The 20,265-nt window shown below is 76.6% G+C and carries 15 protein-coding genes; 11 read left to right on the plus strand and 4 right to left on the minus strand.

Features of this window, described 5'->3' with window-relative positions; all coding sequences use genetic code 11:
• Nucleotides 1-145: 145 nt before the first annotated feature.
• Together ACI798_RS12245 and ACI798_RS12250 are read left to right on the plus strand one after the other, a co-directional pair.
• Nucleotides 146-2,209 (plus strand): glycosyltransferase, encoded by a 2,064-nt coding sequence (locus ACI798_RS12245; protein ID WP_457048026.1) that lies wholly within the window; start codon nucleotides 146-148, stop codon nucleotides 2,207-2,209.
• 36 nt (nucleotides 2,210-2,245) lie between these two features.
• Entirely contained in the window at nucleotides 2,246-3,286 is a 1,041-nt protein-coding gene (locus tag ACI798_RS12250; protein ID WP_456943323.1) for a glycosyltransferase family 2 protein, read from the plus strand.
• Nucleotides 3,287-3,301: 15 nt separating this feature from the next.
• Here ACI798_RS12250 and ACI798_RS12255 read toward each other — a convergent pair whose 3' ends face one another.
• The 3 genes from ACI798_RS12255 to ACI798_RS12265 are packed head-to-tail and all read right to left on the minus strand — an operon-like array spanning nucleotide 3,302 to nucleotide 7,024.
• Nucleotides 3,302-4,798: a lipopolysaccharide biosynthesis protein gene (locus tag ACI798_RS12255; protein ID WP_457048027.1), complete on the minus strand. Its 1,497-nt coding sequence runs from the start codon at nucleotides 4,796-4,798 to the stop codon at nucleotides 3,302-3,304.
• A complete protein-coding gene (locus ACI798_RS12260) occupies nucleotides 4,782-5,768 on the minus strand; it encodes a glycosyltransferase family 2 protein (protein WP_457048028.1) in 987 nt (328 codons plus the stop codon). The genes ACI798_RS12255 and ACI798_RS12260 overlap by 17 nt, the downstream gene beginning before the upstream one ends.
• The gene (locus tag ACI798_RS12265; protein ID WP_457048029.1) at nucleotides 5,765-7,024 is read right to left on the minus strand and encodes an O-antigen ligase family protein; all 1,260 of its coding nucleotides are present in this window, start codon (nucleotides 7,022-7,024) and stop codon (nucleotides 5,765-5,767) included. Before ACI798_RS12265 ends, ACI798_RS12260 begins: the two co-directional genes overlap by 4 nt.
• Nucleotides 7,025-7,292: 268 nt before the next feature.
• On the opposite strand from ACI798_RS12265, the gene ACI798_RS12270 reads away from it, so the two are divergent.
• From ACI798_RS12270 to ACI798_RS12305, 8 genes are all read left to right on the plus strand, one after another.
• A complete protein-coding gene (locus ACI798_RS12270; protein ID WP_457048030.1) occupies nucleotides 7,293-8,702 on the plus strand; it encodes a polysaccharide biosynthesis tyrosine autokinase in 1,410 nt (469 codons plus the stop codon).
• 35 nt (nucleotides 8,703-8,737) lie between these two features.
• Nucleotides 8,738-9,505 carry an arsenate reductase/protein-tyrosine-phosphatase family protein gene (locus ACI798_RS12275; RefSeq protein WP_457048095.1) on the plus strand — a complete coding sequence of 256 codons (768 nt, stop codon included), beginning with the start codon at nucleotides 8,738-8,740 and terminating at the stop codon, nucleotides 9,503-9,505.
• A 39-nt stretch (nucleotides 9,506-9,544) separates the two neighbouring features.
• On the plus strand, nucleotides 9,545-9,991 hold the full coding sequence (locus ACI798_RS12280; RefSeq protein WP_456943317.1) for an adenylyltransferase/cytidyltransferase family protein: 447 nt from the start codon (nucleotides 9,545-9,547) through the stop codon (nucleotides 9,989-9,991).
• Nucleotides 9,992-10,097: 106 nt separating this feature from the next.
• Nucleotides 10,098-11,186: a Gfo/Idh/MocA family oxidoreductase gene (locus ACI798_RS12285; RefSeq protein WP_457048031.1), complete on the plus strand. Its 1,089-nt coding sequence runs from the start codon at nucleotides 10,098-10,100 to the stop codon at nucleotides 11,184-11,186.
• On the plus strand, nucleotides 11,183-12,565 hold the full coding sequence (locus ACI798_RS12290; protein ID WP_456943315.1) for a Gfo/Idh/MocA family protein: 1,383 nt from the start codon (nucleotides 11,183-11,185) through the stop codon (nucleotides 12,563-12,565). The genes ACI798_RS12285 and ACI798_RS12290 overlap by 4 nt, the downstream gene beginning before the upstream one ends.
• Nucleotides 12,566-12,634: 69 nt before the next feature.
• Entirely contained in the window at nucleotides 12,635-16,192 is a 3,558-nt protein-coding gene (gene mfd / locus ACI798_RS12295; RefSeq protein WP_457048032.1) for a transcription-repair coupling factor, read from the plus strand.
• A 47-nt stretch (nucleotides 16,193-16,239) separates the two neighbouring features.
• Nucleotides 16,240-17,238, plus strand: coding sequence for a SurA N-terminal domain-containing protein (locus ACI798_RS12300; RefSeq protein WP_457048033.1), 999 nt, complete (start codon nucleotides 16,240-16,242; stop codon nucleotides 17,236-17,238).
• A 4-nt stretch (nucleotides 17,239-17,242) separates the two neighbouring features.
• Nucleotides 17,243-18,142 carry a MazG family protein gene (locus ACI798_RS12305; protein WP_456943312.1) on the plus strand — a complete coding sequence of 300 codons (900 nt, stop codon included), beginning with the start codon at nucleotides 17,243-17,245 and terminating at the stop codon, nucleotides 18,140-18,142.
• Here ACI798_RS12305 and ACI798_RS12310 read toward each other — a convergent pair.
• On the minus strand, nucleotides 18,139-18,819 hold the full coding sequence (locus ACI798_RS12310; RefSeq protein ID WP_456943311.1) for a hypothetical protein: 681 nt from the start codon (nucleotides 18,817-18,819) through the stop codon (nucleotides 18,139-18,141). The two genes, ACI798_RS12305 and ACI798_RS12310, sit on opposite strands and share 4 nt — an antisense overlap.
• Nucleotides 18,820-18,982: 163 nt before the next feature.
• On the opposite strand from ACI798_RS12310, the gene eno reads away from it, so the two are divergent.
• On the plus strand, nucleotides 18,983-20,263 hold the full coding sequence (gene eno, locus ACI798_RS12315) for a phosphopyruvate hydratase (RefSeq protein ID WP_457048034.1): 1,281 nt from the start codon (nucleotides 18,983-18,985) through the stop codon (nucleotides 20,261-20,263).
• Nucleotides 20,264-20,265: the final 2 nt, after the last annotated feature.

Consider the following 20,265-nt stretch of genomic DNA (forward strand, 5'->3'; position numbering starts at 1 on the left):
ACGGGCTCCGCGCCCCCCCCCCCCCCCCCCCCCCCCCCCCCGCCCCCCCCCCCCCCCCCCCCCCCCCCCCCCCCCCCCCCCCCCCCCCCCCCCCCCCGGCGGCGGACGTCGGCCGACCGGCGACGGCCGGGCTACGGTCCGCGGCGTGCTGGGAGTCGTCGTCGTGAACTACGGGTCCAGCGACCTGCTGCGCCGCAACCTCGCCGACGCCCGCGTGCTCGGACCGGAGGTGCGGGTGGTCGTCGTCGACAACGCCAGCACCCCGGCCGAGCGGGCCGCGGTGGGGTCCCTCGCCGCGGAGCGGGGCTGGGACCTGGTGGCGCTGCCGGACAACCGCGGCTTCGGCGTCGCGAGCAACGCCGGCATCGCCCGGGCCCGCGAACTCGGCTGCGTCTCCTTCTGCCTGCTGAACCCGGACGCCTCCATCGGCCCGGACGTCCTCGACGAGCTCCGGCGGGCCAGTCTGGCCGAGCCGCGGACCATGCTCGCGCCGCGGATCGTCGACTCCACCGGGCGCACCGTCTTCGCCGGCTCCACCCTTGGACTGCAGGACGGGCGCACCGGCGCCCGAGGTGGACGCGCCGCCTCGACCGGACCGGTCGAGGAGTGGCTCACCGGCGCCTGCGTGGTGCTGTCGGCCGAGCTGGTCGACCGGACCGGCGGCCTGGACGAGGAGTACTTCCTCTACTGGGAGGACGTCGACCTCAGTCACCGGGTGCTCGCCGTGGGTGGCCGGCTGCGGGTCCGCGAGGACCTGGTGGCCGTGCACGACGAGGGCGGCACGCAGGGACGGCGGGGCCGGGCGAAGTCCCCCCTGTACTACCGCTACAACACGCGCAACCGGCTGGCCTTCGGGGCGGCCCACCTGTCCCGCGCCGATCTGCTGCGGTGGATCGCGCGCACCCCGGCCGTGAGCTGGGAGATCCTGCTGCGCGGTGGCCGACGCCAGCTCCTGCACTCGCCGCGCCCGGCCTGGGAGGTGCTGCGCGGGACGGCCGCGGGGCTGGGCATCGCACTGACTGCCCTGGTGGGCCTCCGCCCGCGACGGCGGACTCCGCGTCCGCGGGTCCTCGTCGCGCACCCCGGCGCCGAGCTCTACGGCTCCGACCGCGTGCTGCTCGAGAGCGTCGAGGGCCTCGCCGACGGCCACGACGTGACAGTCGCCGTCCCGGGTCACGGGCCGCTGGTCGACGAGCTGACCGCGCGCGGCGTGCGCGTCGTCGTCTGCCCGGTGCCGGTGCTGCGCAAGGCCGCCCTGCGGCCGCGGGGGGCGGGGCGGCTGCTCGGCGACGCCGTGCGTGGCCTGTTCCCGGCGCTGCGGCTCGTGCTGCGCGCGGGCCGGGACGGCGTCTACGTCAACACGGTGACCATCCCGTCCTGGGTGGTCCTCGCCCGGCTGACCGGCCGGCCCGTCGTCTGTCACGTGCACGAGGCCGAGCGGGGCGCCGCCCGGCTGCTGCGGCACGTGACCGCGCTGGCGCCCGCGCTGGCCGACCGCGTCGTCGTCAACAGCCGGTTCAGTCTCGAGGTGCTCACCGAGGTCGCACCGGGGCTGACCGGTCGGTCCGAGGTCGTCTACAACGCCGTCCGCGGGCCGCGCGCGGTGGTTCCTGCGCGGGAACGGCTCGACGGGCCGGTACGGCTGCTGTTCGTCGGCCGGCTGTCCCCGCGCAAGGGGCCGCAGGTCGCCGTCGCCGCCCTCCGGGAGCTCGTCGCCCGGGGGGTCGACGCGCGGCTCGGCCTGCTCGGCTCGGTGTTCGAGGGCTACGAGTGGTTCGAGGAGGAACTGCGCGCGAGCATCGCGGACGCCGGCCTCACCGACCGGGTCGACCTCCTCGGCTTCCGCCCCGACATCTGGGACGTGGTCGCCGCCTCCGACGTCGTGCTCGTGCCCTCGGTCGTCGACGAGCCCTTCGGCAACACCGCGGTGGAGGCGGTCCTGGCCGCCCGGCCGCTGCTGGTCAGCGACAGCAGCGGCCTGCGGGAGGCCGCCGCGGGCTACACCGCCGTCCGGGCACTCGACGCCGCGCGACCGGCGGACTGGGCGGGCGCCGTCGAGCAGCTCGTGGCCGACTGGCCGCGGGTGCGCGCGGCGGCCCTGGCCGACGCGGAGGAAGCCGCTCGGCGGCACGCTCCCGCGGCCTACCGCGCACGGCTGGCGGAGGCCGTCGTGCCGGCCTTCGGCGCCTCGTCCCGCCCCCGAGGGTGAGGCGCCCGGGAGACCCGCGGTGATGGGATCGCGGGCGTGACCGCCACACAGTCCACGGCGGACCGGACGACGCCGGCCGGGCCGGTGCGCGTGACGGTCGCCGTGCCCACCTACCGCCGTCCTGCGCACCTGCGCGAGCTCCTGCCGATGCTGGCGGAGCAGGCGGCGGAGGTCACCGCGGCGGGACGGCACGCCGTCGAGGTGCTCGTCGTCGACAACGACCCGGACGCCGGCGCACGCCCGCTGGTCGTCCCGTCCGCCGGGCTCCGGTACGCCGCCGAGCCGACGCCGGGCATCGCGGCGGTCCGCAACCGGGCCCTCGACGAGGCCGCCGGCTCCCGGCTCCTGGCCTTCATCGACGACGACGAGCGACCGCACCCCGACTGGCTGGCGCGGCTCCTGGACACCTGGGAGCGGACCGGGGCCGCCGCGGTCACGGGACGGGTGCTCGCCGACTACCGCGGACCGGTGGACCCGTGGATCCTCGCCGGCGGCTTCTTCGTCCGCCGCAGCCTGCCCACCGGCAGCGCCGTCGACGTCGCGGCGACGAACAACCTGCTGCTCGACCTCGACCAGGTGCGCGAGGCGGGACTGCGCTTCGAGGCGGCCCTCGGCCTCGGTGGGGGCGAGGACACGCTGTTCAGCCGGTCGCTGTCACGGGCCGGCCGCCGCCTGGTGTGGTGCGACGAGGCGGTCGTCGTCGACCAGGTCCCGGCCGAGCGGCTGACGCGCCGCTGGGTCCTGGCGCGGGCCTGGAGCCACGGCAACACCGCGCTGCTCACCGACCTGCGGCTGACCGGGGGCGCGGCCGCCCGCCTGCGGCTGCGCGCCCGCGGCCTGGCGGGCGGCGCTGCGCGGGTGGCCGGCGGCGCGGCGCGCTGGTCCGCCGGTGCGCTCACCGGCTCCGCGCGGCACCGGGCGCGCGGCCTGCGCGCGCTCCTGCGGGGTGCCGGCATGGCCGCCGCCGCGCTGGGCGTCGTCTACCAGGAGTACGCACGCGGCGGACGCCGCTGGCACCTGGGGTGGGCGCCGGGGCGCGGCCCGCGTCCCCGCGGCCGGTCCTCCTCCGCCGCCTGAGGGGCCGGCGGCGGCTCAGCGGCCGCGGGACACCATCTGCCTGCCCCAGGTCAGCACCACGGCCAGGTCGTCGCGGACCGCCGGCACCAGCGCGGTGAGGCCGTAGGCCGCCAGAACGGCGAGCGATCCCGCCACCACCTGCCCGAACGTGGGCCACGCCGCCGCCAGGTGCACCGCCGCGGACGCGGCCAGCCCGGCCGCGGCACCGCAGACGGCGATCCGCAGGGCGCCGCCGAGCAGGGAGCGGGCGGGCAGCACTGTGATCCGGGACAGCCACCACAGTGACAGAGGCCACTCGAGCAGAGCCGCCGACGCGTAACCGGCGGCCACGCCCACCACACCGGAGGTGCTGCCGATCCCGATGCACGCGGCCTTGAGCGCCAGGGTGCCCAGGGTGTAGCGCAGCAGGGCGGCGGACAGCCCGCGGGACAGGTAGACCCAGGACCCGACCATGGCCAGCGTCTGGGCGCCCCCGGCCACGGCGAGCAGTGCCAGCACCGGCGCGACGCGGTGCCAGCGGTCCCCGAGCAGGAGGTCGACCAGGGGAACGGCGGTGCCCGCCGTCAGCGCCATCAGGGCGACCAGCGGGTACCCGAGAGCGAGCTGTCCGCGGCGCAGGTAGTCCGACGCGCGGGGCAGGTCGTCCTGCAACCGGGCGAGCACCGGGACGGCGACGGAGGTGGCCGGGGACCGCAGCTGGTTGAGCGGGGTCATCAACACCTGGAACCCGCGGCTGTAGACCCCCAGGTCCACGGGGCCAGCACGCAGCCCGAGCACCAGGTTGTCGAGGTTCTGGCTCAGGTGGTGCACGACCTGGGTGGCGGCCACCCCGCCGCCGAAGCGCAGGAACGGGCGCAGGCCCACGCCGCGGCGCGGCGGTCCGGGGCGCCAGCGCGCGGCGGTGACCGCCCAGAGCAGGGTGACGGCACCCTGGACGAGCTGCTGCACGACGAGGGCCCAGTAGCCCGTCCCGGCCGCGGCGGCCGTGACCGCGGCCCCGAGTCCCGTGACCTGCGCGACGAGGTCGCCGACGGCCACGGTCCCGAACCGCAGGTCCCGGGTGAGACCGGCCCGGTACTGGGCGCACAGGCCGTTGAGCACGAACGTGACCGCGAGCAGCCGGACGACCGTCTCGACCTCCGGCTCGCCGAAGGCCGCTGCGATGCCGCCCGAGGAGACCACCGCCGCCAGCGCGAGCAGGGCGCCGGCACCCGTGTTGATCCAGAAGAGGCCGTCCCGCTGGGCGGTGGTCAGCTGCGGCGCGCGGACGGCGGCCATGGTGAGCCCGAGGTCGCGCACGACCTCACCGAGTCCGACGACCACGAGCCCGACGGCGAACAGGCCGTAGTCCCGCGGGGCGAGCAACCGGGCGAGCACCACCACGGAGGCCATCTGGACGAGGATGCGGGCGACCTGGACGGCCAGCGTGACGCCCGCCCCCCGGGCGGCCGTGCGCCCCAGCCCGGCCGGGGCGGCCGCCGGTGCGGCGGCCGTCTCAGCCGGCGAGGGCATGCCGCGGCCCTCCCTTCCTGGTGGCGGCGTCGGCCGGTCGGCGTGCGTACTCCTCCCGGACGTGCCCGAAGGCGCCCACCACCGCGCCGGCCTGACTGGCGATGGCCGACTCCGCCCGGGCGCGGGCACCCACGTCGCGGCGCAGCCGTGCAGCGGCCAGGGACAGGGCCGCCGCCGCGACCCGGACGGCGGCCCGGGCGACGACGAGGGCGCGCACCCACAGCCGGGCGCGTGCCGACCCGGCCACGTGCACCTCGGCGCGACTCCACGAGCTGCCGGAGCGGAGGCAACGCCGCAGCACCCACGAGCGTGTGAGGCGTTCGGCGGGGACGTCCTCGACCGCCTCGGCCTCGTCGCACCAGCGGATCTCGGCGCCGGCGCGGACCAGCTGGTGGGTCAGGAGCGTGTCCTCGCCGCCGGTGAGGCCGAACCGCTCGTCGAAGGCGAGGCCGAGCGCCCGGACCTGGTGCAGGTCGAGCAGCAGGTTGCCCGCGCCGGCTCCTGGGACCACCGTGCCGGTGCGGCGGCGGACCCGGTCGAAGGCGCCGGAGCCGGCCACCCACGCGTCCACGGGGCCGAGGGGCCGGGCGGGCACCGGCCCGGCGACGGCGGCGCACCGCCAGGCCGACCAGGCGTCCACGAGGGACGTCAGCCAGCTCGGGCCGGGAAGCTCGTCGTCGTCGAGGAACACGAGCAGGTCGGCCGTGCCCGCCTCGGCCAGGGCGCGGTTGCGAGCCGCGGAGATGCCCGGGCGAGGCTCGTGCACGTACCGGACGCCGTGGTCGCGCCCCCCGAGGACCACCTCGGCGGCACCGGCGTCCGGATCGTTGTCGACGACGACCACCTCGGCCGGCGGAGAGACGCGGTGGGCCTGCTCGCGCAGCCGGCCGAGCAGCCGCGGGAGGCGCTCGGTGCGCCGGTAGGTGAGCACCGCGATGACGGTGCGCGGGTCGTTGCGGTCGTCGGTCACGTACACCTCGTCGGGTCGGGGGCCGGTCCCGGTGCGACCGCGTCGTCGCCCGGCCGCCGGCCGGTGCCGAGGCACACGAGCACGGCCACGAGCACGGTGGTCGCGGTCCACTCGAGGACGTCGAAGGAACCGAACATCAGCACCAACAGGAGGGCGGCGGGCCTGCTGGCCCGGTCACCGCGCCACAGGCCGGCCGCGACGGCGATGACGAGCGCCAGGACGCCGGTCAGGCCCGCGACCGCGTAGGTGGCCACGAGCTGGTTGTCGACGGCGAAGAAGCCGTCGAGCTGCAGGAAGCCCGCGCGGAACAGGTCCGGCAGGGACCCGGCTCCGCTGCCGAACAGCACCTCGGCGGCCGGTCGTCCGGAGAGCCGGCTGGCGGCCTCCCAGGCCGCCAGCCGGTGGGTGAGCGAGCCGGTGCCCTGCAGGCTGGACACGACGGTCAGCCGCGAGGCGTCGACGCGCAGCGCCGCGGCGACGAGTACCAGGACGGCGACGGTGCGCGCGACCGGACCGATCCGCGCGACACCCGGCAGCAGCACCGTGACGACCACCGCCGCGCACAGCGCCAGCACGGCGCTGCGGCTGCCGGACAGGGCCACCCCGGTGCAGCACCCGGCGGCCGCCGCGATCCGCACCGCCGGGGGCCAGGCGGACAGCCGCGTCGCACAGAGCGCCGCTGCCACGGCCGCGAGCGCGGCGAAGGGGAGAGGGTGGGCCATCGTCCCGGACAGCCGCTCCCCGAGGCCGGGGAGGAGGGGGTTGGTGCCGGTGTCGCCCGGCTGCTCCCACGGCGCCGGGAGCCCGAGCAGCAGGACGGCGAGAGCCACCGCCGTCTGCGCGAGGGCGACCACCACCACCCCGCGGACCAGCAGCCGGACGTCATCGGCGTCGCAGTGGGCGGCCAGCGAGGCGCACCCCACGACCAGCAGCGCCGTCGCGGCGCTGACCGTCAGGGAGAGCAGGGACCCGTGGTGGACGGAGGACAGGACACCGCAGGTGAGCACGACCGCAAGCAGCGCGACCGGTGCGCTCGGACCGACAGCCCGGGCGTGCCACCACAGCGCGTTAGCCACGAGGGCGAGGAGGGCCGCGGTCAGGGCCCAGGTCAGCTTGGGCGGAGCGACCAGGGTCGGGACGGCGGTCCACACGCCGAGGACGGCGACCAGCACGGGGCCGGGCCGGGTGCACCAGGGGACGGGGGAGCGGCGCCCGCCGACCGCGGTGGCGGCCGCTCCGGTTCCTCCCGTGATCACCGCGACAGTCTGCGTGCGCTCGCCGGGCGTACCGGGGCACCCGGCGGTCGCCTCCACCCGGAAGGGGCAGGCCGCCCGCCGGGGTGGCGGGCACCTCACCTCATGGGGTCACGCCCGCCTGGCAGGGGAGCCGGTGGGCGCGGCTCCCGACCTACCGTCCCCCGGACAGCGGCGTTCCCGGTCGACCTGGTCCGCGGCCGGCACCGGCGACCGGTCCGGCGGCGGCGGCCGGACCGGCACACAGCCACGCACGCACGAGGGGAGAGGCATGAGCCTGCACGAGTACCTGCAGATGCTGCGGCGCCGGTGGCGGTGGGTGGTCGCGGCCACCCTGGCTGGCCTGCTCCTCGCGGCGCTGGTCTCGATGACCACGGCGGCCAGCTACCGCGCCACCAGCAGCGTCTTCTTCTCCCTGCGCTTCGGGAACTCCGCCAACGACCTCGCGCAGGGATCGGTGTTCGCCCAGGACCAGGTCGTCTCCTACGCCGTCCTCGCGACCACGCCCGCGGTGCTCGAGCCGGTCGTCGACGAGCTCGACCTCGACACGACCGCCCGGCAGCTGGCCGCACGCGTCTCCACCGAGGTGGTCCCGGACACCGTCGTCCTCGAGGTCAGCGTCGACGACGCGACGCCCGGGGGCGCCGCGGAGCTCGCCAACGCCGTGACCGACCAGCTGGTCACCACGGTCGGGGAGCTGGCACCTGTGAACGCCGAGGGACAGCCCACCGTGCAGGCCACGACCGTCACGCCCGCCACCCCGCCGGGCAGCCCGGCTGCGCCGCGGACCACGCTGGACCTCGCCGTCGGGCTGCTCGCCGGGCTGGTGCTCGGCGTCGCCGCGGCACTCGTCCGCGACCTCGCCGACACCCGCGTGCGCACGGCCGAGGACCTCGCCCGCGTCACCGACCTGCCGCTGCTGGTCTCCCTCGACAACCCGGGTGGGGACAAGGGACGCGAGCTCGTCGTCGCGACCGCGCCGCGCAGCGCTCCCGCCGAGGCCTTCCGATCGTTGCGCACGGCGGTGCAGTTCGCCGCGCGGCCCGGTCAGCCGCTGACCCTGCTCGTCACGTCCTCGCGGCCGGCGGAGGGGAAGTCGACCGTCGCGGCGAACCTCGCCCTCACCCTGGCCGAGGCCGGCTCGCGGGTCGCGCTCGTCGACGCCGACCTGCGGCGGCCCTCCGTGGCCACGACCTTCGACCTCGAGGGCGCGGTGGGCCTGACGACGGCCCTGATCGGCCACGCCGACGTCGAGGACGTCCTGCAGCCCTACGGCACCACGGGACTCGACGTGCTCACCGCCGGAGCCCTGCCGCCCAACCCCAGCGAGCTGCTCGCCTCCCCGGCCATGACCGAGGTGCTGGAGCGGCTCGGTGCCGGGCACGACGTCGTCGTCGTGGACACCGCGCCCCTGCTGCCGGTCACCGACGCGGCCGTCCTCGCCCGGGGAGCGGCACGCACCCTCGTGGTCGCCGACGCCTCCCGCACCCGCCGGGGCGTGCTGCGCCAGGCACTCGACCTCCTGGGCCGGGTCGACGCCCGGGTGGTCGGGGTGGTGCTCACCCACGTCCGGCGGTCGCGCACCGACGTCTACGGGTACGAGCAGCTCGGGGAGCCCGACGGTCCCGTACCGGCGCCCTCCGCGGGTCCACGCGTGGGCGCCGTCCCCGCGGCGCGGTGACCACGGACGGGACCGGGTCCCGAACGTCCGTGCTGGTGGTCTGCACCGGCAACGTGTGCCGGTCACCGGCGGCGCAGCTGCTGCTCGCCGCCGCCCTGCGGGGTGCCGGCGTCGCCGTGACCAGCGCGGGGACGCGTGCCCTCGCCGGCCGGCCCGTGCACGGGCCCATGGCGGAGCTGCTCCGCCACGGCGGGGTCGACCCCGACGGGTTCGTGGCCCGCGACCTCCGGCCGGAGGACCTGCGACGGGCCGACCTGGTCCTCGCCGCGGCACGCGAGCACCGCTCGGCCGTCGTGACTGCGGTCCCGGCCGCCCTGCGGCGCACCCTGCTGCTGACCGAGGCCGCCGACGTCGCCGAGGCGGTCGCCGCCGCTGGGTGGCCGGCCGACGTCCCCGCCGGGCCGGGCGCCCGCCTCGGGGCGCTGCCGCGGCTGGCCGCCGGGGGGGGGGGGGGGGGGGGGGGGGGGGGGGGGGGGGGGGGGGGCGCCGCGCCCCCCCCCCCCCCCCCCCCCCCCCCCCCCCCCCCCCCCCCCCCCCCCCCCCCCCCCCCCCCCCCCCCCCCCCCCCCCCCCCCCCCCCCCCCCCCCCCCCCGGGCCGGCGTCGACGTCCCCGACCCCTACCGCCGCGACGCCGCGGCCTACGCCGGGTGCCTGGACGTCGTCCGCGACGCCGTGGACCGGCTGGTGCGTGCCGTCGGGGGGTCCCCCGTCCGTGGTCACGCACCGTCATCCGGGTCCGTCGAACGGGCGTAACCGAGGCGGGTCCACCCGTCCGGAGGACGACGCAGAGTGACCGGACCTGATCGACTGCCGGGGACATCGGTCGCCGTCCTGGGGGAGTCATGACCGTCATCGGCTACGCGCCGGGTGCCTACGACCTGTTCCACGTCGGGCACCTCAACGTGCTCCGCCGCGCGGCCGCGCACTGCGACCGGCTGGTGGCCGGCGTCGTCGCCGACGAGGTGCTGCTGGAGACCAAGGGCCGGCTGCCCGTGGTGCCCCTGGCCGAGCGGATGGAGATCGTCCGCAGCCTCCGCTTCGTCGACGACGTCCACGCCGAGGTCGTGCCGGACAAGCTCGAGGCGTGGCGGGCGGTCCGCTTCGACGTCCTGTTCAAGGGCGACGACTGGCGGGGGACGCCCAAGGGCGAGCGGCTGGAGCGCGACCTCGCCACGGTCGGTGCGACGGTGCACTACTTCCCGTACACGATGCACACCTCGAGCACGGCGCTGCGCCGGGCGCTGCACGCGCTCGAGACCGGCGCTGCCGCTCCCGCGCTCACCTCCTGAGCGGACCCGTCCCCTGGAGGCCGTCGTCCAAGCCCTTGGCAGGGCTCCCCACGTGCCCGACGATGTCGTTCCGCTCGGCCGTGCGACCCGGAGGTGTGGGCAGACGATGACGGATCCGTCCGGCGCCTTCACGTGGGGCGTGTTCGGGACGGGAGACGTCGCCCACCGGTTCGTCGCCGGGCTGCGCGGCAGCAGCACCCCCACGCGCGTCGGCCGGGTGGCCTCCCGCGACCCGGCACGGGCCGCCGCCTTCGCGGGGAGCGTGGGTGCGCGCCCCGACACCTACGCCGGGATCGTCCGGGCCGGCGACGTCGACGCGGTCTACGTCGCGACCCCGGCGCCGGTGCACGAGGAGCACGCGCTGATGTGCCTGCGCGCGGGCATCCCGGTGCTGGTCGAGAAGCCGTTCAGCACCGACGCCGCCTCGGCCCGCCGCATCGCCGACGCCGCTCGCGAGCACCGGGTGTTCGCGATGGAGGCGATGTGGACGCGCTTCGTGCCGCTGCTGGGTGAGGTCCGGCGCATCGTCGCGGCCGGGGAGATCGGTGAGCCGCGGGCGTTCCGGGGCAGCTTCGCCGCCCCCGACCCGTCGCCGTCGTCGAGCAACCGCGACCCGCGCCGGGGTGGCGGCGCCCTGCTCCAGCGGGGCGTCTACCCCCTGTCGCTCGCCTGCCACCTCCTCGGCGAGGTGACCGAGATCAGCGGCCTGACGCGGCCGGGCCCCAGCGGCGTCGACGAGGACGTCGTGGCCGGCGCGCGGCACCGCGGCGGCGCGGTGTCGCAGTGGTACGCCAGCCTGGTCACCGGCCTGCCGAACGACATGACGGTCCTCGGGACCGCCGGGCGCATCGACGTCGCGGGCCCCCTCTTCCGGCCCTCCTCGCTGCGGGTCACGCCGTACCCCGGACCGCGGTCCGGCGCCCGGCGCCTGCCCGCGGGGTGGCAGGACAGCCACGTCCTCCACCAGGTGGCGCAGCGCACCGCCCCCCTGCGCCGCGCGCTGGGCCGGCGGGGCCGGGCGGTGACGCGCCCGTACACGGCCAACGGCTACACGCACGAGGCCGAGGCGGTGGTGTCGGCCATCGGGGAGGGGCTCCTGGAGCACCCCCTGATGCCGCTGTCCGAGAGCGTCCACGTCGTCGAGCTCATGGACCGGCTGAGGACGGGACGCACGAGTCGTGAAGGAGTCGCATGAGGGTCGCCATCGTCGGCTGCGGTTACGTGTTCGACCACTACATGGCCACCTGGCCGAGGCATCCCGAGCTCGAGATCGCCGGGGTCACCGACGTCGACCGGGCGCGCGCCGAGACCGTCGCCGCGCACTACGGACTGCGGCTCTACGCCGGCACCGACGAGGCCGTCGCCGACCCCACGGTCGACATCGTCGTCAACCTCACGTCCATCCCGAGCCACGACGAGGTGACGCGGGCGGCGCTGGAGGCGGGCAAGCACGTCTACTCCGAGAAGCCGCTGACGACCAGCCTGGAGCGGGCCCGCGAGCTCGTCGACCTGGCCGAGCGCCGGGGGCTGCGGCTGGCGTGCGCGCCGTCGAACCCGCTGTCGGACACCGTGCAGACCCTGCGGACCGCGGTCGGCCGGGGCGCCGTGGGGGACGTGCGGCTTGTCTACGCGGAGTTCGACGACAACCCGATCTACCTGATGCAGCCCGAGACCTGGCGCTCGGCGACGGGGGCGCCCTGGCCCTACCGGCACGAGTACGAGGCGGGGTGCACCTGGGAGCACGCCGCCTACCACCTCGCCTGGATGTGCGCGCTGTTCGGCCCGGTCCGGTCCGTGACGGCCTTCTCCAAGCGCGTGGTGCCCGACAAGACCGACGAGCCGCTGGAGCCCGCGGACACGCCGGACTTCTCGGTGGCGGCCCTCGACTTCGCCAGCGGGGTGGTGGGGCGGCTGACCTGCTCGATCGCGGCGCCGCTGGACCACCGCATGCGGATCATCGGCAACCGCGGCGTGCTCAGCGCCGACACCTACCGGAACTACCGCTGCCCGGTCCGGCTGGAGCACTTCACCCCGGTCACGCTGAACGCCCGCAAGTCGATCTCCGTCCGGACCAACTCGGTCCTGCAGTGGCTGCTCGGGGTCGGCGGGTCGCGGCTGGGGCTGGTCACGCTCGCCGGCCGGGAGGGGGCCGCGGACGCCGGCCGCGGACGCCGCCTGCCGTCCCCGCGGGAGGCGCTGCGCCGGTGGCGGCGGTACGAGCTCGGGCAGCAGGACAAGGTGCTGGGGATCAGCGAGCTGGCGCGGGGCATCGCCACCGGCGGGGCGTCCGTGCCGCCGCACGACTTCACCCTGCACCTCACGGAGCTGACGCTGGCCATCCAGGCGGCGGGGACGTCCGGGGGCGCGCAGGAGATGACGACGACCTTCGCGCCGCTCGCGTGGCCGGAGGTGGCCGGCGCCAACGCGCTCGACCTCGGCCCGGGGACCCGCCAGCGCCTGCTGTCGGCGCTGCTGGACCGGCGGCTGACGGGCATGCACGCGCACCGGCCCGCCGCCGCCCGGCCGGTCGCCGCTCCCGGTCCGGCCCGGGCAGGTGTCCCCGCGGCGGACTAGCCTGGGCAGGGGCCCGGCGCCGCACTCGGCGGCACGTCTGCGGGCCGACCGATCCCGGAGGAAGTCCCCGTGAGCCTGCGCGGCGTGCTCGACGTCGTCCTCACCGATCCCGGCGTCGCGCGCGTGGTGGCCGCGGCCGGGTCCGCCGAGCTCGCCGTGACCGCGCCGCCGCCGGTGCAGCCGCTGGTGGCCGCCGCCCTGGCCGCGCGGGAGCCCGGCGCCGGCGTCCCGGTCCTGCTGGTCACCGCCGGCGAGCGGGACGCCGACGCCGCCGCGGACCTGCTGCGCTGCTTCCTGCCCGACCGGCGCGTCGAGACCTTCCCGTCCTGGGAGACGCTGCCGCACGAGCGGCTGTCCCCGCGAGCGGACACCGTCGGCCGCCGGCTGGCCGTGCTGCGCGAGCTGACCCACCCCGGCGAGACCGGGATCGACGTGCTCGTCGCCCCGGTGCGCAGCGTGCTGCAGCCGCTGGCCCCCGGCCTCGGCGACCTCGTGCCGGTGGAGCTCGAGGCGGGGGACACCGCCGAGCTCGACGACGTCGCCCGCGCCCTGGCCGACGCCGCCTACACCCGCGTGGAGCTGGTCGAGAAGCGCGGCGAGTTCGCCGTCCGCGGCGGCCTGCTCGACGTCTTCCCGCCCACCGAGCCGCACCCGGTGCGCGTGGAGTTCTGGGGCGACGAGGTCGACGAGCTGCGCTACTTCTCCGCCGCCGACCAGCGTTCCCTCGACGAGCGCCCCGAGCGGCTGTGGGCCCCGCCGTGCCGCGAGCTGCTGCTCACCGACGCCGTCCGCGCCCGCGCCGCCGAGCTGGCGGCCGAGCACCCGGGGCTGGCCGAGATGCTCGGCAAGCTCGCCGAGGGCATCGCCGTCGAGGGGATGGAGTCGCTGACGCCCGCGCTCGTCGGGGTCGGTGGGGCGGGTGACCAGCAGGGTGGGGCCATGCAGCTGCTCACCGACCTCCTGCCGGCCGGCACGCACGTGCTGGTCGCCGACCCCGAGCGGGTCCGCAGCCGCGCCGCGGACCTGGTGCGCACCGCCGAGGAGTTCCTCGCCGCGTCCTGGGCCACCGCCGCCGAGGCCGGCGAGGCGCCGCTGGACCTGGGCGCGTCGTCGTTCCGCGAGCTGGCCGACGTCGAGACCGCCGCCCGCGGCCGCGGCCTGCCCTGGTGGACCACCGGCGCGTTCACGCTCGACGTCGACGACGAGTCGTCGGTGACCCTGCAGGCGAGCACCGTCGAGCGGTTCTCCGGCGACCTCGACCGCGCCGTCGGGACGATCCGCGACTGGACCCGCGACGGCTGGCGGGTCGTGGTCACCTTCGCCGGCCCCGGCCCGGCCCAGCGCGCCGCCGACCAGTTCGGCGCCGCCGACCTCGGCGTGCGGCTGGTGCCCGGCCTCGAGTCCGCGCCCGAGGCGAGCCTGACCTCGATCACCCAGGGCAACCTGGAGTCCGGCTTCGCGCTGCCCGGCGTGGGGCTGGCGCTGGTCACCGAGCACGACCTCACCGGCCAGCGCGGCACCACCATGCGCGACGCGGTGAAGATGCCCGCGCGCCGCCGCAACGCCGTCGACCTGGTGCAGCTGCAGCCCGGCGACCTCGTCGTCCACGAGCAGCACGGCATCGGCCGCTACGTCGAGATGGTCAGCCGCACCGTGCACGGCGGCCAGCGCGACTACCTGATCGTCGAGTACGCGCCGAGCAAGCGGAACCAGCCGCCGGACCGGCTGTTCGTGCCCACCGACTCCCTCGACCAGCTCACCCGCTACGTCGGCGGGGAGCAGCCGGCGCTGTCCAAGCTCGGCGGCGCGGACTGGGCCAAGACCAAGGGGCAGGCCCGCCGGGCGGTCAAGCAGATCGCCGCCGAGCTGATCCGGCTGTACTCCGCCCGGATGGCGACGACGGGGCACGCCTTCGGCCCCGACACCGTCTGGCAGCGCGAGCTCGAGGACGCCTTCCCGTTCCAGGAGACCCCCGACCAGCTCGCCGCGATCGACGAGGTCAAGGCGGACATGCAGAACCCGGTCCCGATGGACCGGATCATCTGCGGCGACGTCGGCTACGGGAAGACCGAGATCGCCGTCCGCGCCGCGTTCAAGGCCGTGCAGGACGGCAAGCAGGTCGCCGTCCTGGTGCCGACGACGCTGCTGGCCAACCAGCACTTCAAGACGTTCTCCGAGCGGATGGCCCAGTTCCCGGTCACCGTGAAGGTGCTCTCGCGGTTCCAGTCCGACGCCGAGTCGCGGCAGGTCCTCGAGGAGCTGGCGCGGGGGGAGGTCGACGTGCTGGTCGGCACCCACCGGCTGCTGCAGCCGACCACCCGGTTCAAGGACCTCGGGCTGGTCGTCGTCGACGAGGAGCAGCGCTTCGGTGTCGAGCACAAGGAGTACCTGAAGACGATGCGGACGGCGGTCGACGTCCTGTCGATGTCGGCCACCCCGATCCCGCGCACGCTGGAGATGAGCCTGACCGGCATCCGCGAGATGTCGACCATCCTCACGCCGCCGGAGGAGCGGCACCCGGTGCTCACCTACGTCGGCGCCTGGGACGACAAGCAGATGGCCGCCGCCATCCGCCGCGAGCTGCTGCGCGACGGCCAGGTCTTCGTCATCCACAACCGGGTGCAGTCGATCGACAAGGCCGCGGCGAAGATCCGCCGGCTGGTGCCCGAGGCCCGCGTGGCCGTCGGCCACGGCCAGATGAAGGAGCACGAGCTCGAGCGGATCATGGTCGGCTTCTGGGAGAAGGAGTACGACGTCCTGGTCGCGACGACGATCGTCGAGTCCGGCCTGGACATCCCCAACGCCAACACCCTGATCGTCGACCGCGCCGACACCTTCGGCCTCTCCCAGCTGCACCAGATCCGCGGCCGCGTCGGCCGCGGCCGCGAGCGCGCCTACGCCTACTTCACCTACGACCCCTCGCGGCCGCTGACCGAGACCTCGGTCGACCGGCTGACGACGATCGCGCACAACACCGACCTCGGCGCCGGCATGGCCGTGGCGATGAAGGACCTCGAGATCCGCGGCGCGGGCAACCTGCTCGGCGGCGAGCAGTCCGGGCACATCGCCGGGGTCGGCTTCGACCTCTACGTGCGGCTGGTCGGCGAGGCGGTCGCCGACTACAAGGCGCAGGTCAGCGGCGAGGAGGCGCCGGCCGAGCCGCTCGAGGTGCGGGTGGACCTGCCGGTCGACGCGCACCTGCCGCACGACTACGTGCCCGGCGAGCGGCTGCGCATGGAGGCCTACCGCAAGGTCGCCTCGGTGCAGGACGACGACCAGGCGCAGGCCGTGCTCGACGAGCTCACCGACCGGTACGGCGCCCCGCCGGCGCCGGTGCTCAACCTGCTCGCCGTCGCCCGCTTCCGCGCGGCGATGCGGCAGCTGGGCATCACCGAGGTGTCGCTGCAGGGCCGCGCGATCCGGGTCTCGCCGGTCCCGCTGCGGGAGTCGCAGCAGATGCGGCTGGCCCGGCTGGCCGACGGCGCCACGTACAAGACCGCCGTCCAGACGGTGTCGCTCAAGGTCCCGGTCGGCCCCGACCGGCGCACCCCGCTGCGCGACGTCGCGCTGCTCGAGCACCTGCACTCGCTGCTGAAGGCGGTCATCGAGCAGCCGGTCGCCGCCTGAGCCGCCGCCTGCGACGGTCGTCACAGCCGGTGTGGGAGTCTCCGGGCGTGCGCACCCGCCGTCCCGCCGCCGTCGCCCTCGGGCTCGTGGCCGCCGCCGTCACGGTGACCGGCTGCCGGACCTCGCCCACCGTCGCCGCCTACGTCGGGGACGAGCAGGTGACCGTGGCCGAGCTGCAGGCCGCGGTCGACGAGCGGCTGGCCGACCCCGCGATCGCCGAGGCCGTCGGGGGCGGCGGCACCGACTACACCCGCCAGGTGCTCACCCAGCTCGTGCGCCAGGAGCTCTACGCCGAGGCGGCGCGGCGCAGCGACGTCGAGGTCACCGACGCCGACGTCAGCGGGTTCATCGAGACCGCGCTCGCCGGCCGCGACGAGGAGGAGCTGTACGCGCAGGCGGCGTCGCAGGGCTACTCGCGCGCGGACATCCGGGAGAGCGCCCGGCAGCAGCTGCTGCGCCGGGAGCTCGGCGTCGCCGCGGGGGAGGACCCCGGCACCGACGAGGCCGCGCTGCGCGCCCGGTACGAGGAGGTCCGCGGCAGCCTGGAGCAGGTGGAGCTCGGCTACTTCGCCGTCCCCGACCAGGCCACCGCCGACGCCGTCCTCGCCGAGCTGGCCGCCGCCCCCACCTCCTACCCGGCGGTCGCGGCGCGGTACCCGGGCGAGATCACCCTGCCCGCGCTCCAGCCGACCGGCGTCGCCGACGTCCCCGCGCCGCTGACCGAGGGTGTGGCCGCCGCCGCGCCGAACACCGGCTTCAGCACCACCGTCGGCGACGTGCCGGGCGTGGTGGTCGCCTTCGTCGGGCAGCGGACGACGCCGTCGTTCGAGGAGGTCCGCCCGCAGCTGGAGGACGAGGCCGCCCAGGGCGCCGAGGAGGCCGGCGCGGCGGTGGTCGACGAGGTCCGCGACGACGTCGGCGTCACCGTCAACCCGCGCTACGGCGAGTTCGGCGACCAGGACACCGTGCAGGAGGCCGAGGGCGGCGTCGTCGACCTGCTCGACGACGCCGGTGCCGCGACCCCGGCTCCCACCGGCGAGGGCTGACCCGGTGCCCCCGGCCGTCGTCGTCACGGTCAGCCCGCGGCTGCCGGGCCTGCTCGGCCCGGCCGGCTGGGCCGCGCTGGCCGGGCGCCGGATCGCCGCGCTGCCCGGCGCGGCGGCCACCGCCGACGCGCTGCGCGCCGCCGGGTGGCAGGTCGCCGACGCCACCGACGCCGCCGCCCTCGACGGCGACGTCGCCTGCCTCGCGGCCCCCGGGGAGGACGTGGCCGGGCGGCCGGTGCTCGACGGCGCCCCCGAGCCGCCCGGCGCCCACCTGCTCGACGTCGTCGCGGTGATGGACCGGCTGCGCTCGCCCGGCGGCTGCCCCTGGGACGCCGAGCAGACCCACTCCTCGCTGCGCGGCTACCTGCTCGAGGAGGCGCACGAGGCCTACGACGCCATCGTGGACGACGACGCGGCCGCGATGCGCGAGGAGCTCGGCGACGTGCTGCTGCAGGTCGTCTTCCACGCCCGCGTCGCCGCCGAGGCCGGCCCGGACCGGCGGTTCGACGTCGACGACGTGGCCCGCGACCTGGTCGAGAAGCTGGTCCGCCGGCACCCGCACGTGTTCGGCGACGCCGGCCCGCGCGACGTGGCCGGGGTCGAGGCGGGCTGGGAGGAGATCAAGAAGGCGGAGAAGCAGCGCCGCTCGCCCACCGAGGGCGTCTCGCGCTCGCAGCCGGCCACCGCGTGGGGGACGGCGCTGGTGCGGCGGGCCGCCCGGGCCGGGTTCCCGACGCCGGAGCCGGCCGAGCTGGGCTCCGCGTCGCCGGAGGAGCTGGGGGAGCGGCTGCTGGCCGTCGTCGCCGCGGCCGCGCAGCGCGGCTGGGACGCCGAGGACGCGCTGCGCGAGGCGGTCCGCCGCTACGCCGGCGAGCTCGACGCCGAGGCCCGCCGCCGCGGCTAGCCGACGAGGAGCCGCCCGGCCGGCGCGGTGGTGACCCGCGGCGCGGTGAGCATGGCCTTCAGCGCGCCGAGCACCCCGAGCCCGGCGACCGCGGCGGCGCACCAGACGCCCGGCCCGAGCGAGGCGGCGTCCCAGCCGGCGTCGACCAGCCGCCCGGCGACCGCGGCGGCCACGCCCAGCGCGACCAGCAGCGCGAGCACCCCGGACACCCGGTGGCCCCGCGCGGGGCGGAGCAGCAGCAGCCCGAGGACGACGAGCAGGGCACCGCCGGCCGCGACCGCCGCCGGCTGCCACAGGCCGGTGCGCCCGAGCTCGGCGACCCCGTCCCGGGCCGCGCCGACCGCACGCACCACCAGGTCCAGGCCGGTGGTCTCCCCGCCCCGCTCCCACGGCAGCCACGCGCTCGCCGCGGCGGCCACCCCGGCCAGCAGCAGGAGCACCCCGCCGGCGACGTCGGGGTGCCGCACGTAGACCAGCCCGCCGGGGTGGACCGCCACCCCGGCCACCTCCGTGCCGTCCGGGACCGGCTCCACGTCCCCGGCGTCGTCGTCCTCGGCGGGATCCGTCGCGAACCCGAGGATGGACGGACCCGTCCCGGCGTCCGCGTCCCCGGGGGGTGGTGGGGGCGCGGCTCCGGCGCCGTACCCGGGGGGTCGCTGCTGCTGGCGCTCGGTCATCGGGTCCTCCGACGGCACAGGCGTGGGGAGACGCCCGCCACCTCCCAGGTTATCGCCGGACCGGTTCCGCCGCTCCCGCACCGTGACCGCTCCGTGACAGGAGCCGCGACCGCGTGTCGCGGTCGGACGGGCGAGCCCCGCTCGCCTCGCTAGGCTGCTCCCCGTGCCGAGCATCGATGCCGTAGGCGCGCGGGAGATCCTGGACTCGCGCGGGAACCCCACCGTGGAGGTCGAGGTCGCCCTCGACGACGGGACGATAGCCCGGGCCGCGGTCCCGAGCGGCGCCTCCACCGGCGCCTTCGAGGCGGTGGAACTGCGTGACGGCGGCGAGCGCTACGGCGGCAAGGGCGTCACCAAGGCCGTCGACGGCGTCCTCGACGTCATCGGCCCCGAGCTGGTCGGCTACGAGGCCACCGAGCAGCGGCTGGTCGACCAGCGCCTGCTCGACCTCGACGGCACGCCGGACAAGTCGCGGCTGGGCGCCAACGCCGTCCTCGGCGTCAGCCTCGCCGTCGCCCGCGCCGCCGCCGAGTCCACCGGCCTGCCGCTGTTCCGCTACGTCGGCGGCCCCTCGTCGCACCTGCTGCCGGTGCCGATGATGAACATCCTCAACGGCGGCGCCCACGCCGACAGCAACGTCGACGTGCAGGAGTTCATGGTCGCCCCGATCGGCGCGGCGACCTTCGCCGAGGCCCTCGCCGTCGGCACGGAGACCTACCACGCGCTGAAGTCGGTGCTGAAGGGCCGCGGCCTGTCCACCGGCCTCGGCGACGAGGGCGGCTTCGCCCCCGACCTGCCGAACAACCGCGCCGCGCTCGACCTGATCGCCGAGGCGGTGGAGAAGGCCGGCTACGCGCTCGGCACGGACGTCGCGCTCGCGCTCGACGTCGCCGCCACCGAGTTCCACACCGACGGCGGCTACGAGTTCGAGGGCCAGACCCGCCCGGCGGAGTTCCTCACCGACTACTACCGCGAGCTGGTCGACGCCTACCCGATCGTCTCGATCGAGGACCCGCTGTCGGAGGAGGACTGGGACGGCTGGATCGCGCTGACCGCCGCGCTCGGCGAGCGCGTGCAGCTGGTCGGCGACGATCTGTTCGTCACCAACCCGGCCCGCCTCGCCGACGGGATCGAGCGGAAGGCCGCGAACGCGCTGCTGGTGAAGGTCAACCAGATCGGCACGCTCACCGAGACCCTCGACGCCGTGAACCTGGCGCACCGCAACGGCTACCGCTGCATGATGAGCCACCGCTCGGGCGAGACCGAGGACACCACGATCGCCGACCTCGCCGTCGCCACCGACTGCGGGCAGATCAAGACCGGCGCCCCGGCGCGCAGCGAGCGGGTGGCCAAGTACAACCAGCTGCTGCGCATCGAGGAGGAGCTCGACGACGCCGCGCGCTACGCCGGCGCGGCGGCCTTCCCGCGCCTGCGGACCTCCTGACC

It is taken from the genome of Geodermatophilus sp. SYSU D01045, from assembly GCF_054050295.1.